Here is a 14860-nt window from a genome sequence, read left to right as displayed (position 1 = left end):
TGGTTATTTGGATTTTTTCCAAAAGTTCGTCAAGGTACAAAGGATCGACGAAAATCACCTCTGTGGTTACCAGCCATTTAATGTAACCTTGAAAATTTACAATTCGTATTTTCACGGGCCATACCTTCAATACCTGCAAGACTTATGTTATATTATATGCTCTGACTGTCTTAAAGATATCTTATGAATTTGCATATTTTTTGTTTTGGATAAGGAATTCATAGGATTCTATTATCTTTTCCATGACCTCCACAGGGAGGTTTTTACTTTTTAATTTATGAGCCAGAACAATATAATCCATATTTTCGCTGTTGAGAATGAATTCGCGGATATGTTGAGGTAAATGAGGAGCAACTTCCAAAGGGGTAACGGCATTTTCCTCCAGGAAATATAAAGGCGATACCCGTAGGGCTTTGGCTATTTTTTCAATTGTTTCAATAGAGGGGTTTTTTTGTTTATTATTGATTAATTCACTTATGGTTGCTTTGGAAACGCCTGATACTTTAACCAAATCAGCCTGTTTCATGGATCGTAAAAATAATAAGTGTTTTATTTTGTCACCAAGAGTATTATTCATGCAGCTTCCTCCGAAAAAAAATTTCTGGACAGGCAAAAGTTCGGTATAGCGAACATATAATTTACCAAAACCACAATTTTTTTTTAATTTAATTGTTCGCTATTCTGAACAGATGCATTTAAGTTTTTACCAAAGCGAACGCTGGTTGGCGCCAATTCAGCAATTAAGTGGGAGAGTGAGATTATGTGCCCGTACGTTAGAAAAGGCGAAAACATTAACGGTTGGTATTATTATTGCGACGCAGTAGCCTTTGGATTAAAGTTAACTGCCCGGGAATTGGAAGAGATAGGCTGTACTCCGGAGCAGCGGAAAATCTGCCAAAGCCTGATGGAATTAGCCGTTGGGGTCGGCTTGGTTCCAGAACCGGCAGACGGTTAAAAAAGTATCTAATTAGAATATATGCAGTTGACATATAAAAATGATTTTAATTTTTTAATATTCCTTATTAATTGTTCATTCTTATTCTTAATGGTTAATTATTTCTTTGTGTGCCAGGAGAAAGATGTCTATGATTAACGGGAAAAAAATACAGGCCCTCAGAAAAACCAAGGGATTCAGCTTGCGGCAGATATCTCAACTGGCCAACGGGCAGATTAGTCCAAGCTACCTGTCTGAAATCGAAAACGGTAAGGTTAAAAACCCGTCTAAAAAAATAGCCCGCGCCCTGGCCAAAGCCTTGGGAGTCAGAGAATTTGAGCTGTTCACTTTTGATGATTATGTGGAGGGGGAATTCAAAATGTGTAAATACCGTATGGAATATCCCACAATGAACGGTTGGGTGTACTATTGCGATTTAGTAGCCCGGGGAAAAAACATAACTAAAAAAGAGTTGGAGGAAGTGGGCTGTACGGAAGTTGAACGGGCCAAATGCAAGCAAATGATGGAATTAACCTGCGGAATGGGGATAGTGCCGGAACCCCGGGAATAAAATTAAAACATAACAATTACTTTTAGGGAGAGGAGGTTTTCCTTTGAAAGAGGTCCTGACTACTTGCCCTTATTGTGGATGTGGGTGTGGTTTTTATCTGATGGTCAATGAAAAGGAAGAAATAACAGGTGTAGTACCAAGCGCCGAGCATCCGGTCAGCAGGGGAAGGCTCTGTGTAAAAGGGTGGAATGTCTTTGAATTTATAAACAGCCCTGACAGGCTGCTTTCTCCGCTGGTCCGGGAAGCGGGCAGTCTCAGGGAAACGGGCTGGGACGACGCTTTGAACAAAACTGCCGGCAAATTAAAAGAAATAATTAAAAAATACGGGCCCGATGCAGTGGGATTTTTCAGTTCTGCCAAATGTACCAATGAAGAGAATTACCTGTTTATGAAATTTGCCCGGGCTGTTGTAGGCACAAATAACATTGACCACTGCGCCCGCCTCTGACACTCTTCAACAGTCGCCGGTCTGGCGGCATCTTTTGGCAGTGGAGCAATGACTAATTCTATTGATGAGATATCCCAGGCAGATGTGATATTGGTTACAGGTTCCAACACAACAGAACAGCACCCCCAGGTGGGGGCGGAAATACTTAAGGCCGTTGAAGAAGGAGCAAAGCTCATTGTTATTGATCCCCGTAAAATACCCCTAGCTGATTATGCCACTCTTTATTTACAGCCGAAAGTGGGCACAAATGTGGCCTGGTTGAACGGATTAGCCCATGTGATAATTGAAGAAAACCTGTGCGACCGAACTTTTGTTGATGAACGAACGGATGGTTTTGCGGAGCTTCAGCAGGTTGTTAAAAAGTATAGTCCCATCTATGTCGAGCAATTGACGGGTATTCCCGCCGGTGATTTGGTTAAGGCAGCCAGGTTATACGCCGGCGCAGACAAAGCAATGATTTTCTACTGTATGGGTCTGACCCAGTTTACATCCGGTGTGGATAATGTCCGGGCCTGCGCCAACCTGGCCATGCTTACGGGCAATATAGGCCGGCCCGGAACGGGAGTGAACCCCTTAAGAGGCCAAAATAATGTGCAGGGCGCCTGTGATATGGGAGCTTTGCCCAATGTCCTGACCGGATACCAAAAAGTTGACGATGAAGATGCCCGGAGCAAGTTCGAACAGGCCTGGCAGGTAAAATTGCCTGCCGAACCGGGACTGACCTTAACAGAAATGATCAGGGCCGCAGAAGAAGGCAAAATTAAATGTTTATACATTATGGGTGAAAACCCGTTGGTCAGTGACCCTGACATAAACCATGTCCGGAAAGCTTTTGAACAATTGGAATTATTGGTCGTGCAGGACATTTTTCTGACAGAGACGGCTGCTCTGGCCGACATCGTACTTCCGGGGGCCTGTTTTGCCGAAAAAGAAGGCACCTTTACCAATACGGAACGCCGGGTGCAGCGCGTCCGGCAGGCTCTGGCACCCAAGGGGAAAGCCATGGAAGACTGGCGCATAATTTTAGCCCTGGCCTGTAAAATGGGTTACCTGATGGGATATGAGACACCGGAAGAGATTATGGAAGAAATAGCTGTCCTTACGCCTGCGTACCGCGGAATTACTTACCAACGACTGGAGGATGAAAAGGGTTTGCAGTGGCCCTGTCCTGACACGCAGCATCCGGGTACTCCCTACCTCCATAAAGACCGGTTCAGTTGCGGCAGGGGCAAGTTTCATGCCGTTGATTACCGGCCGCCGGCAGAAACACCAAACGATGATTACCCATACATACTCACGACAGGCCGCACTGCCTACCAGTTCCATACAGGGACCATGACCGGCAGGACTTCAGTTATCCAGAGGGAAGTCCCCGACGGTTACGTGGAAATCAATAAAAAAGATGCCCAGAAAATTGGGATAAGAGACGGTTGGCCGGTGGAAGTTTCTTCCGTCCGTGGCAAAGTGGTCTGCCGGGCCAGTGTCTCCGATACTGTGCCTGCCGGAACAGTTTTTATGCCCTTCCATTTTGCGGAAACCGCCGCCAACCTGCTGACCAACAGCGCTGTGGACCCCATTGCCAAGATTCCGGAATACAAGGTCTGTGCCGTCAAGATAAAGGGGGTGGACTAATTGGACTATATTTTAAACAAAGGATTGGTCAAAGCGTGGCTGCGCAAATTAATTAAACACGGTATTCTCGTAGCTCCTATTCGGTTGGAGGGCGGGGATATAATTTTCAAAGAAGCTTTTAACCCCGATAATATACTGCTTGAATGCAAAAAGACGTTATATTCCGCCAAGCCCTTTTTTTTGCCGCAGGAGGAAACCCTGTTCACTTTCAGGGAACGTTCTTTTGGCACAATAAAAGAAGTATTCGATGAGTTCCCCAGGATATTTTTTGGCTTGCGGCCCTGTGATTTGAAGGCAATTATCCAGGCTGACCGGTTTTTTACGGAAAATTACCAGGATCCTTATTACCGGAAGCGCCGGGAACATACTCTATTGATAGTGATCGGCTGTAATGACCCGGATGCCAACTGTTTTTGCCATGCCATGGGCCTCGGACCCTTTTATCATGAAGGGGCCGACATTTTCCTGGCGGACATGGGGAACAGCTTTATAGCCACCCCCATTTCTCCTAATGGCATCAATGCCGTAGAAAAATACCGGTATTTTTTCGAAGAAGCCACTGCCGAGCAGCAGGGTGAAAAATCCAGGCATGAATTAACCGCTATGCAAAAATTGGTGGCCAATCTGCCTTTGACTGACGTACGGGCCTGTTATTCATTAATAGATGATGAGTTTGTCAGCAGCATAAGCCGCAAATGCGCCGCCTGTGGCAGTTGTTCTTATGTCTGCCCCATGTGTTTCTGCTACAACGTAGTGGACCGGGAAAACAAGGATCTGGAAGGGAAACGGGTCAGAACCTGGGATTCCTGCATTTTTGAAGGTTTTACCCGCATGGCGGGACGGCATAACCTGATAAAAAGCCGGCAGGAGCGCCTGAAGAAAAGATTTGCCCATAAGCTGAAACAATATCCGGAAACCTACGGTTTCCCAGGTTGTACCGGTTGCGGCCGTTGTTCCCTTACTTGTCTGGGGCACATCAGCATGTTAGATGTTCTCAAAAAGGTAACGGCGGAGGTGGGGAAATGAATAAAAACGAATTAACACCTAAACCCGCAGTAATAAAAAATATAATTGATGAAACAGCCGATACCAAGACATTCACCCTGGTATTTACCGACCCGGAGGAGCAGAAGAGGTTTCAATATAAACCGGCTCAGTTCGTGGAAATATCTGTTCTGGGCGTGGGCGAGGCGCCTATATCAATAACTTCATCGCCATCGCAGCAGGGTTTTCTTGAACTGAGTATTAAAAGGGTGGGTAAACTGACGGAAGTAATTCATCAACTGAAGCCGGGGGATGAAGTGGGCATCAGGGGGCCTTATGGCAACGGTTTCCCGGCTGACGAGGTGAAGGGCTTTGACCTGCTATTTGTTGCCGGGGGTATTGGCCTGGCGCCCCTGCGCTCTCTGATTAACTGGGTAATGGATAACCGGCAGGATTACGGCAAGGTAAAGATTTTATACGGCGCCCGTACGCCGGGGGATATTGTGTTCACCCGTGAACTGACCCGATGGGCCGGCGAGCCTGATACAGAGGTGCTGTATACCGTGGATAGGGGGGACTCCCAATGGCAGGGCAATGTAGGCCTGGTCACCCAATTGCTGCCCAGAATAGAGCTGACCCCCGCAACCTATACGGCCTTTATCTGCGGCCCGCCGGTGATGATACCTTTTGTCATCAAGGACCTATTGGCGCTGGGATTTAAAGAGGAAAATATAATTTCCACCCTGGAGAACTACATGAAGTGTGGCATCGGTAAATGCGGGCATTGCCTGCTGGGCGGCAAATACATCTGCATGGAAGGCCCGGTATTTCGTTACAACGAAATGAAGGAACTGGGCTTTGGGGAATAAAAAAATGCCGGTCTGTTGGAAGGGTGGGTGGGGTGTCCGGCTATCACGGAGCTTTGTGCTGCAAACCCTTGCCAGGCAGGCAGCGTTCCCGAACTCGACAAAACATGGAGGGCATATTATTCTTCCGCTCACGGACGAAATCTCCTCCGGCAGCCGCTTCCACTGCGTGGGTCGCGGGCCGGAGGACGATTTAAGTTTCCGCTCCAGAATAATATGCCCTCCTGACACAAGCGGAATATTCGCCATCTTCAAACATGCGGGAACTCCCTGCCTTCCTGGCTGCGGTTTCGCAGGCGCAGTCGCTCCTTGACGGTAGCCAGAGCACCCCACCCTTCCATAAAAAAGGAAAAAGGCGGAACATGTTGAATAATCAACAATAGAGAGATTTACAGGAAGCTATATGCCGCGAAGATCACAGCGGCGCGGTATGAGGGTGGTTAGGTGAAATGCTACTTTTTTATTTTTAGCAAAAAGTAGCAATTGGGTGAAAAATGAGAGGAAAACGGGATTGAATAAAGAATTAAGTCAAAAATAGAAAAAGAGGGACCTGTTAACTTAACATGATGAAAAAGCTCCCTCGTTTTCAAAATTTTAAGGAATTAGGCGACTAATGAAATCCAGCGGTTATCTTTGAATTTAGATTTAAAGCCGGCGACTTCGGCAGGTGTCCAGTAACTAAGGCCGCTGTGAGGTCTCATAAAAGTTATAGATGGTCATTCAAAAAAATAAAATTAACAGCGCTGTTAAAGGATTTGAAGCCTTTTAATTTACGGTACCAATCCTTAAAAGTGCCCATGAAACTTTCTAAAGTGTTATTTGAAATGGGATTCTACTCTAATATGTTCAACATTTTCACCTAATTCGAGTTTAAAGGCAGTAACGTAAGCGGGATAACGGTCAGTAACAACCATAGATGGCTTCAGGCCGTTAGAGTTTCTAATGGCTTCACGAATTATCCTAATGGCTTGTATAGTGTCCCGATGAGGCGAGAGATGCCATGCTAATACGACCCTAGTTTCTGCCGATAAAGCAACCCGTAAGTAATATTTTTTACCTTTAACTTTAACAACAGTTTCATCAAGATGCCATTCGTCACAAACCTGAAAAGAACGGGTTGAGGCAAAGGAAGAAAATAAGTATGCAAATTTACGGGTCTAAAAATGGATAGTGACATGAGAAACTTTAATACTGTCCATTGATAACAGGTCAGCAATTTCCGTGGTGGTTAACCAATTTTGATAATAAAGGCGTAGCGCTTTTAAAATGATATGTTGAGGGTAACGCCATTGTTTTGAAATTTGGTTTACCCGAAACGACTTTTGAAACAGTGTTTAGAACCTCATCGAGGATGTTGTAGATATTTACCTTGTAGTTACACCGATTAATAGGTCTTCGATAACCATTACAACGGTAACGGGTATAGAACTTGCGCTTTTTATATACTGACATACCTGAACCGCTCTAGGGACATTTAACTTCTGAATAATTTTTCTTGACTCCTAGAACAGACTGGTGATTACAAGCTTTGTTTCTACACAAGTATTTTTGACGACCTAATTTATCTTTGCCATACCTGTATAAATCGGTGTTTGAACAACGTGGACATGAAATTTGCATCGTAGATAACTCTTTGTTAACTGAGGGAGAAAGCGGAATCTTCTACCAACCAGCATAACAACTGGGGTTTCACGGTGCAATCATGATTTAAGTTAACAGAACTTTTAAAAAATATAGGGAGAAAACGATGGCAAATGACTTAAGAAAGCTACAAAGCAAGGAAAATTTACGGCGTGCTTGGAGATGGATTAATACTGATCCATCATATAAATACAAAAACTTTTTTAGAGATGTATATGCTTCTTACGCCATTGCAATAGATGATAACATTAAAGACTTGAGTGAACGATTAAAAAATGATACGTATGAGCCTAGTATTCCCTGCAAAGCGTATTTTCCTAAGTCTCCATATGTGATGAGGCCTTATACGCTTCTCTCAATTGAAGACCAGATAGTTTATCAAGCATTTGCTAATGTAATTGCGGAATATCATTATAAAGCTAATAAAAGTCGGTATCTTGAAACGGTTTTTGGCAATGTATATGCCGGTAAAACAAGCATATTTTTCTATAAAAAGTGGACAGAGAGCTATAAATTATTTAATAGGGCAATAAAGAAAGCATACAAAGATGGGTATGATTATGTAGCTTCCTTTGATATCACAGCCTGTTATGACAGTATCGACCATAAAGTTTTAGGGTTTTTCCTTGAAAAATATGGTATAGACCAAGAATTTATTGAGCTGTTAAAAAGTTACCTGAGTGTTTGGACTACCAATACAGGTATACTTCAAGGACATGGTATCCCACAAGGGCCTATTGCTTCCGGTGTACTGTCTGAGGTAATTTTAACATTTTTAGATAAGCATTACGAAAGGTTCAGAAAAAATAGTGATTTAAAATATTTTAGATATGTGGATGACATTAAAATCCTGGCGAGAGACGAAATTTCTTTAAGACAAATATTGGTAAAACTGGATTATGTTTGTAAGCAGATAGGATTGTTCCCACAATCCTCAAAAATAGATGTTCACAAAATAGAAGATATAAATAAAGAGATTAAAAATATAAGTTTCTTTTCTTTTGAAATAGAAAAACTTAAAGAAGCCAGCGTTGGAGAGAAAGCGGTACAAAGCAAAATTTGTGAGCTTATTAAAAAGAACCTAGATACCAGTATAACTGAATTTAAAATGCTACTAGCACAAGCCAAGCCGAATTATAAGCTTTCTAGTAAAATCCTTAATGTCTTACGAAATTACCCACAGCTATTTGAGTCAATTGCTATGTATTTTAGTTCTTATTCACGTTCAATTCCAAACAAGTTGCTGGATCAAATTATAGAAATCTTAAATGAACCAGAAGTATATCAGATTGTAAATGCCTATTTGGTGCACGCAATTGAGGATAAACTAAATGAGGTTGGGTATACCAAAATCCTAGATTTACTAAAAAATAGGTGGAAACAAAGAAATACTCTTACGCCTATGTATCGGAGAGTTATTGTTTCGTGGCTTTTAAAGAATAATGCACTTAAATATGATGAGATAAAAAAGTTTTTTGAAGAAGAAAAAGATTGGTGGGTTGTAAAAAGCTTGATCACAGATATAAATAGAGATTTTATGGGAGGACCTTCATATTTAGAAATCATAAACACTCTTTTGAAACACAAAAACGTTGATATTGCCGTTTCAGCGGCACACGAAATAGTTAAGCTTAACTTGAAAATTAACCCTCCTTATACAAAATTCCATTATACAGCTCAAAAAGTTTTGAAGTACGCAGGAATAATTGATAGAGCAGCTTCTAGGCCGAGTAAGATACAGGAGTGTTTAGAGCGTATTTGTAATAAGAAACTACCGGAAATTTCTTGGAAAAAAGTTTTTGGAGAGCATCATGGTGCCGCTGAAAATAAAATTATCCGTGCTTACGGCTATTCTCAAAACGATATATCTGCATTTGTAAATATTCTGGATTCATTTAATGATTTAACATTATATAGACTCTATAATCACGATAACAATCTAGGTCAATATCAATTAGGCAATATCGGTGGCGTAACTAATTCAAAGAATAGCGCACTTGAAAAAAATTACCCCAAATTCTTTGTAATGTGCAAGGAAATTCACGAGAAACGGTTGGAATGTGATTTATCACACCCAATTACTAAACGTACTAATAAATTCACTAAACCTATTAAGTATCGTTATAAATATACGGCAATGTCTTTGGTTTTTGAAGGTTATAAAGAACTTATTGAAAGCTGGTAGCATAACTTCACCCAACAACAGGCTAAACGGCTCCGCTTCGCTCCGCCCAACTTGCCCCGTCCTCGGCTGTCACGGTTTTTGCAGTTACCTGGCAAAAATCGCGCTACCAAGAATGGGTGGCCTAAGAGATGGGGAACCGAGACTTACCTTGGCAGAACCTCAACAATTACCCTCGGTTTGGCCGCCAGTGTACGTTCCTTATCGGTCCTTGGTAAGGAGGCCGGTGCGTCTCTTACGGTGATGCAGGCATTTGGGGAGCTCGGTGTCACGATTTTTGCAATTGCAGGTGCAAAAACCGCGCCAGCCTTGCGGTCGGGGCAAGTTCGTTTCCAGCACATGCATAGTATGAAAATAAAAAGAAATCTCCAGTTCACGATGGAACTGGAGACTTTGACCAGGTAAGTTATTCATAAATGAATATTTTGAAGGCTTTCTTACCGTAGTCTTTAGCGTAATAGCGAAATCCTTTGATGGTAATGTAGGGCCTAAAAATGTAATAGCCCTTTCTTTTTTTGAGTGCCCTCATTAAAAATTCCCCCCAAACCTGGCAGAGGACTTTTAAACTAAAGAAAAATGTGTTATAATAAAAGATACAAGATTTTACGTTTTCTTTAGTCAGGAAACCTGCCAGTGTTTCCTGGAAATGAGGGATAGTTGCCGCTATCTCTCATTTTTTTATCAATACATAGAGCCTTATTTTTGCTCTATGGGTTGGTCTAGGTCTATTAACAAGACTTGTTGTTCTTTATCCCACTTTGCTATATATTTTCTTGCTGTGGAATCTATCTTAAAATCGTCGGGCATTTTGCTTTCTATAAATCTAATAAAATCCTTATTGCTTAGCCTAATGTATCCCTTGCGTTTCTTATTAATGAATTCAATTTTATTTTTATCGTCTTTGCTGCAAGGTTTAATTCCTATAATTTTGTTTTCGGCGTCAAAACCAAGCATAACATATTCGGGATTACCTAACGCCTCAATAGCTCCACCAGAAAATGTTAAGCCGTAGCTGGCTATCGATACAACCGGAGCTCCCAGCGATGGATTAAACCACTCGAAGTTCATAACTTCTCCTCCCATGGTGGAATATTTTTCTAGTCATATCTATTATATATTATTTCTGCAGGGTAATCAATAGTTTTGTGTTCCAAAATCTTCATTATGGTGTCGTAAAAATTCAACCAAAAGATAAGGTTGATTGTATAAGAGTTTAAACATGGTAAAAAGAGGTAAAATGAGGTGAAAAGAAGAAAAAGGTGGTAAAAAGAGGTCAAAACATGAGGGGTATATTATAGTTAGCGTTTTGGAATTGTTCTTACATATATCTGGGGCGCGCGTTCATCGCCTAACAACGGTGGAAACGGCTCCGCTACGCTCCGATCCAACTTTTTCTTGTTCTCAACTGTCACGCTTTTTGCGCTATAGCGACGATAACGATGAGCAAAAATCGCGCCAGCCTGTGAGAAGGAAAAGTTCGTTTCCACCCAATGCGTTAAGGTGAAATATGGTCTATATTTGGGGTCTTTCTAGTACGATAGGTCTTTGGGGTCAGTTAGGGGGTAATTAATGAGGTTATCAAATATTCCGTTCTATCAAGATAAAGGTTTCATTTTATTGAAGTTCTCCAATAACAAACAACACCTGGAATCACTTCAGTCCGGCAATTTATATATGAACAACTTCCAATATTTCATTGAACTTGAAAAAAATGAAGGTAAAAAGGGCATGGGTGACATATTTGAAGTTACCCAAGTTTTTAATGAAATGGATTTTGAATTGCGCGATCCAAATACTGATGAAATAATTGGGGCGGGTAAGGCTAAAAGAATGACATTAACAGTAAACGAGTTGATTAAACAACCAATTTTTTGTTTAACTAGTTTAGATGGAGATATGCTTGAAATAACGAGAGAAATGGAGGAGGTCTACGAAGCAAAAGTGGTCTTTACCGAAGAACAGAAAGAGCGATTTTTACTTGATTTTGGTAAATATGTCTTGTTAATTCCATTTGACAAATTTACAGACAAGCTACTTCAGCGATTTAAAGAAGAGGGACTTTCTTTTGTTGCCAAAAAAGTTATGTATGATGATTTTAGCGTTAATAACTTTCGCCGGCTAAAGTGTTGGAAAGAACAAAATACTGACGTTTTTTATTGGAAAGATAAAAGCTTTGCATATCAGAACGAATATAGAATTGTAATATTAAATGAAGGTATTAGAACACCGTTAACTATTAATATTGGTGATCTAAGTCAGTTTACCACTTTAATGTCAACAGAACGACTTTTGAATGGAGAGTACGGCGCAGTAATTAAGAAACACTCAAAATGAAAAGAATTATGAAAGCAGATCATACATCACATAACAACGAGCTAAATGGCTCCGCTACGCTCCGACCCAGCTTGCCTCGTCCCCGGCTGTCACGGTTTTTGCGGTAAGTGGGAGATACAGGGGAAAAAGCCGCACCTGCCGTGCTGGCGCGGGAAGATTGTTTAGTATATATCGGGTAGGCGAAATTTGGCTTGGTAATTCTTTGTGGCAATAAAATCTACTTTGGGGGTGACAGTCTTGGACAGTAGTCTTATATCAGCTTTTATTGGTATTGGTGGAACTGTGCTAGGATTTGCGCTCAGTGAAATTTCTAATGCAATCAAGAGAAAAAGTGATAAAAAAGAAAGGATATTGCTGACAAATTTGAGCCTTAGGCAACAGGCCTATACTAAAGTTTTTGTAGCGCTGTCCAAGTATGAAAGATATCTTTATAACTTTATAGACCATGGTAACGAATTTATAGGACGAAAGGACCCGACGAAGTTTGCCCCATTAGAAGATTTGACAGCTCTAATGAATGAATTTGAATCGGTGGAGATTTGGCTCCATGAAGAGACTATCAAAAGGTTTCATGAATTCTTTGCCAATTCTTCACTTTTACTAAACTTGGCTCTTCATTGTGTTATGCAAGACGAAGTATACAAAATATCAGATGTATCTGAAGCATGTAGAAGTTTTATCAAGGAAATCGAAATACTAAAAGGTCATATTCGCGGTGTAAATGGAATACCCGAATTAGATAATCATAGCAACAATGTACTTAATAAAACTTAAGGAACGGCGCCGAACATTACCTAACATATAGCCGTGTTTCGGCAGTTGAGCATACAAAAACACCGGTAAAGCACCAGCCCTGCCGGTGTTAAAAAATTACTCAATATGCTCAACTGCGGCAACACATGAGTTCTACCAAAATGCCGTAAGAATCCTGTATAAATGGCTAAACCGAAGGAGTCAAAGGCGGAGCTTCAACTGGAAGGAATTTCAAAAACCTTAAAAGATACAAAATACTGAAGCCTCGACTAATGGAGAGCCGCTGCTGCCAGTTAGAACTTAATTAGGTTTTGTCTGATTACGGAAGTGACTATTGTTAATAGGCCCGGTACGGTATTTCCGTAAGCCGGTATCCGAGCTAGGGGCGTTGGGTAACTGGCGTCTCCACCGTAACGACGAAATTTTGATAGTAAAATAAGGAGGTTTTTATAATGAAACTGAACAAGCTTTACATTAAAAATTTTCGCTCTATCAAAGATTCAGGAGAAATTAACGTTTGTTCCTTACATGCATTGGTGGGTGAGAACAATACGGGAAAATCAAATATTTTACTAGCAATTGAAGCTTTCTTATCTGCAGGTTCTGGAGGAGTAACCATAGATTCGTTTAATGATGAATCGTTACCTATTATTATTAAGGGTGAGTTTATTGAACTTACTCCTTCTGAGAAAAAGGTTTGGAAACCATATTTGGTAAACGGTAATTTAATTTTGGAGAAACAATTTAGACTAGAGTCCGATGTTAAAAGTGGCAAGGTCAGCGTCAAAACAGAATATCATGGCTACAAAGCTGAACCAAAAGAATGGTTTTTATCTATCGAAAAGATACATAAGAAATTAGGTGATAGACCTAAATGGTTGGAAATTGTTGAGGGCAACAAATTACCAGATTACTTTCTACAAGATAGAAAATGCAATAAAATTTCATATGCCAAGGGTTTAGAGAGATATATACAAGAAAACGACATTGAGTTTGACGAGCCTGATATAAGTAACACCCAGGCTCTTGGCCTTCAAAGCAACGTGATAGCTTCTTTACCAGCAGTATATATATTAAGAGCCATTACAGATTACAATGACGAGGTAAACCAAAGATCTAGCACTACTACTTTTAGAAAGTTGGTTGGTGATCTCACAGACCGTTTACTAAAGACAGACCCAAGGTATCAGGAAATTCAAGCTGCATTAAATAATATACGCGCTTTACTTAATGAAACTGCTGAAGGAGCGGAAGTTACTCGGCTTGATTCTCTAAATAAAATTGAGGCAGCAATATCTGGAATTTTAAGTCGTTTAATGCCCTCAGTAAAGGGTATAAGATTGCAGGTAGAAACTGATGAAATAAAAGACATATTTTCTCGCGGGATAACCATTTCTGTAGATGATGGGGTTTTAACCGAAGTTGTCTTAAAAGGTCATGGCTTACAACGATGTGTAGTATTTTCCTTACTGCAGGCGCTGATTTTAAATCAAAGAAACCAATTAGTGTCAGATGCTGAGGGTGAGAATGCTGGTTGTGATATAAAATCATTGAGGACTATCCTTTTGTTAATTGAGGAACCTGAACTTTACATACACCCCCAACTACAAAAACTGTTTTTTGATGTTATGAAATCTTTTTCTATAACTGACCAGGTTATTTATACTACCCATTCTCCACTAATGATAGATGCTTATGAATACGAATCGATTTCTATAATTCGAAAAGAAAATGTGAATATTGGAACCAAGGTAAATAATTGTAATAAAGATGCTTTTGATGGAATGATTGATAAAAAAGTATTTCAGGGTTTAACACAGTTGAACCCTAACGTAAATGAACTTTTCTTTGCAAAAAAGGTGATTTTGGTTGAAGGACCAGAAGATAAAATAGCAATTACTGAGACGGCAAAGTATTTAAAAAAGATTGTAACTCGAACAGAAGAGATAGAAATGTCAATAATTGTTGCGGGAGGCAAACAATCTATTCCGTTTTTTCAAAGAGTTTTGAATGCCTTCGGCATTCCGTATGTAGTTCTCCATGACCTTGATATTGAAGACGGCATGGATCCCGATAATAAGGTTAATCAGGAAAAGCAAAATAAGCTAATTTCTGAACTTGCAGGCGAAAATAAAGTAGTCACCTTTCCAATAAGACTAGAAAGTACTCTTAATTTAGCTAAAAGACATTTGAAAGACCAGTTTGAAGCTTATCAGTATTTTATGAATCACGATAACCTTACCGATGAATTAATTGATATTGTTAAGCAGGTAATAGAGTGACGCAAAACCTTACCTAAACCGGCTAATAAACGTCAAGACTTTTTTAAAAAATATTTTTCGCGCATCAAAAGGGCATAACAAGTCAAGTTTACTGGTGGCAGACTTACCAGCTCAAACGTAGTACGAATGCCTTTAAGGGGGGCGACACTTTAGGCGATATAATGCTCCCCTTTGTCAAGACACGAAAAAAATTTTGTAAGTTATCCTCCTTTCCGTGTTTGTGTGTTTAAGCA

13 protein-coding genes and 1 pseudogene are annotated in these 14860 nt (G+C 40.6%); 9 read left to right on the top strand and 5 right to left on the bottom strand.

Annotated elements, in window-relative coordinates:
• Positions 1-181 precede the first annotated feature (181 nt).
• Positions 182-577, bottom strand: a complete 396-nt coding sequence (locus ACSNJE_RS07195; protein ID WP_474773750.1) for a helix-turn-helix domain-containing protein — start codon at positions 575-577, stop codon at positions 182-184.
• Positions 578-760: 183 nt separating this feature from the next.
• Here ACSNJE_RS07195 and ACSNJE_RS07190 point away from each other — a divergent pair, with 183 nt between their 5' ends.
• The 5 genes from ACSNJE_RS07190 (at position 761) to ACSNJE_RS07170 (ending at position 5438) form a co-directional block, all read left to right on the top strand.
• Positions 761-955, top strand: coding sequence for a hypothetical protein (locus ACSNJE_RS07190; RefSeq protein WP_013119559.1), 195 nt, complete (start codon positions 761-763; stop codon positions 953-955).
• Between the two features lie 130 nt (positions 956-1085).
• Positions 1086-1505, top strand: coding sequence for a helix-turn-helix domain-containing protein (locus ACSNJE_RS07185; protein ID WP_160315536.1), 420 nt, complete (start codon positions 1086-1088; stop codon positions 1503-1505).
• Between the two features lie 43 nt (positions 1506-1548).
• Positions 1549-3585, top strand: a complete 2037-nt coding sequence (gene fdhF, locus ACSNJE_RS07180; protein WP_495252326.1) for a formate dehydrogenase subunit alpha — start codon at positions 1549-1551, stop codon at positions 3583-3585.
• The gene (locus tag ACSNJE_RS07175) at positions 3586-4611 is read left to right on the top strand and encodes a 4Fe-4S dicluster domain-containing protein (RefSeq protein ID WP_495252325.1); all 1026 of its coding nucleotides are present in this window, start codon (positions 3586-3588) and stop codon (positions 4609-4611) included.
• Complete coding sequence (locus tag ACSNJE_RS07170; RefSeq protein WP_495252324.1) at positions 4608-5438, top strand: FAD/NAD(P)-binding protein; 831 nt, start codon at positions 4608-4610, stop codon at positions 5436-5438. Before ACSNJE_RS07175 ends, ACSNJE_RS07170 begins: the two co-directional genes overlap by 4 nt.
• 812 nt (positions 5439-6250) lie before the next feature.
• Here the strand turns inward: ACSNJE_RS07170 and ACSNJE_RS07165 are convergent.
• Together ACSNJE_RS07165 and ACSNJE_RS07160 are read right to left on the bottom strand one after the other, a co-directional pair.
• Positions 6251-6517 (bottom strand): annotated as a pseudogene (locus ACSNJE_RS07165) (DDE-type integrase/transposase/recombinase); the annotation flags it as partial.
• 382 nt (positions 6518-6899) lie between these two features.
• Entirely contained in the window at positions 6900-7055 is a 156-nt protein-coding gene (locus ACSNJE_RS07160; protein WP_495252323.1) for an IS1 family transposase, read from the bottom strand.
• Positions 7056-7182: 127 nt separating this feature from the next.
• Between ACSNJE_RS07160 and ACSNJE_RS07155 the strand changes: the two genes are divergently transcribed.
• Positions 7183-9261 (top strand): reverse transcriptase domain-containing protein, encoded by a 2079-nt coding sequence (locus ACSNJE_RS07155; RefSeq protein ID WP_495252322.1) that lies wholly within the window; start codon positions 7183-7185, stop codon positions 9259-9261.
• A 403-nt stretch (positions 9262-9664) separates the two neighbouring features.
• Here ACSNJE_RS07155 and ACSNJE_RS07150 read toward each other — a convergent pair whose 3' ends face one another.
• Together ACSNJE_RS07150 and ACSNJE_RS07145 are read right to left on the bottom strand one after the other, a co-directional pair.
• Entirely contained in the window at positions 9665-9787 is a 123-nt protein-coding gene (locus ACSNJE_RS07150) for a hypothetical protein (RefSeq protein WP_495252321.1), read from the bottom strand.
• A 167-nt stretch (positions 9788-9954) separates the two neighbouring features.
• The gene (locus ACSNJE_RS07145; protein ID WP_495252320.1) at positions 9955-10326 is read right to left on the bottom strand and encodes a hypothetical protein; all 372 of its coding nucleotides are present in this window, start codon (positions 10324-10326) and stop codon (positions 9955-9957) included.
• Between the two features lie 501 nt (positions 10327-10827).
• Between ACSNJE_RS07145 and ACSNJE_RS07140 the strand changes: the two genes are divergently transcribed.
• The 3 genes from ACSNJE_RS07140 (at position 10828) to ACSNJE_RS07130 (ending at position 14627) form a co-directional block, all read left to right on the top strand.
• Positions 10828-11592 carry a hypothetical protein gene (locus tag ACSNJE_RS07140; protein ID WP_495252319.1) on the top strand — a complete coding sequence of 255 codons (765 nt, stop codon included), beginning with the start codon at positions 10828-10830 and terminating at the stop codon, positions 11590-11592.
• Between the two features lie 237 nt (positions 11593-11829).
• Positions 11830-12366 carry a hypothetical protein gene (locus ACSNJE_RS07135; protein WP_495252318.1) on the top strand — a complete coding sequence of 179 codons (537 nt, stop codon included), beginning with the start codon at positions 11830-11832 and terminating at the stop codon, positions 12364-12366.
• A 431-nt stretch (positions 12367-12797) separates the two neighbouring features.
• Positions 12798-14627: an ATP-dependent nuclease gene (locus ACSNJE_RS07130; RefSeq protein WP_495252317.1), complete on the top strand. Its 1830-nt coding sequence runs from the start codon at positions 12798-12800 to the stop codon at positions 14625-14627.
• Positions 14628-14860 lie beyond the last annotated feature (233 nt).

It is taken from the genome of Thermincola sp. GK-1 (genome assembly GCF_059412445.1).
The sequence above is the reverse complement of the archived record's forward strand: the minus strand, read 5'-3'. Positions and strand labels throughout refer to the sequence as shown.